This is a genomic window from Vibrio sp. 1978, assembly GCF_033344345.1.
In genome coordinates this window covers 1-520 of the sequence record NZ_JAWPOP010001006.1, presented here as the reverse complement: position 1 = coordinate 520, position 520 = coordinate 1, and the positions used below count along the sequence as shown (strand labels likewise).

1 protein-coding gene and 1 pseudogene are annotated in these 520 nt (G+C 45.8%); one reads left to right on the top strand and one right to left on the bottom strand.

Annotated elements, in window-relative coordinates; translation table 11 throughout:
- Positions 1 to 150 (top strand): annotated as a pseudogene (locus R8N49_RS30355) (CG2 omega domain protein); the annotation flags it as partial.
- A 64-nt stretch (positions 151 to 214) separates the two neighbouring features.
- Here R8N49_RS30355 and R8N49_RS30350 read toward each other — a convergent pair.
- Positions 215 to 520, bottom strand: a 306-nt coding sequence (locus R8N49_RS30350) for a 3-hydroxyacyl-CoA dehydrogenase family protein (RefSeq protein ID WP_318190851.1), incomplete at its 5' end; no start/stop codon positions are given.

The window sequence follows — 520 nt, the reverse complement described above, 5'->3', positions numbered from 1 at the left end:
CGCCTAAGCGGTGACAATATTTCCGTCAAATCCGACGATTGCTCTTCTAAAAACCGGGATGATAAAGACAAAAAAGGAAACGCTAGCGTGCATGGCGATGACAACCCAGGTAAAGGGCATAACAAAGATAAAAAAGACAAGAAGAAATAAACACTTCTGTTAGAAAAAAGGCTTGCGCGATGCAAGCCTTTTTAATGTTCAGCGTTTCAAGCACTTAGTAGAAGGTACGACCTTCACCCGCTCTAGTCAGCAGTCCGTCGCATGGCGCATAACGATCGCCATATTTCGATGCAAATTCGTTCATTTTCTCAACCAGTTCTTTCAAACCGAATTGATCCATATAACGGAATGGCCCGCCAAGGAATGGAGGGAAGCCAATACCAAAAATCGCACCAATATCGCCATCGCGCGGAGAGCGAATAATACCGTCGTCCAAGCATCGTACTGCTTCATTCAGCATTGGCAGCACACAGCGCAACGCAATATCGTTATCGCTGAGCTTCGATTCTGGCGTCAGTTT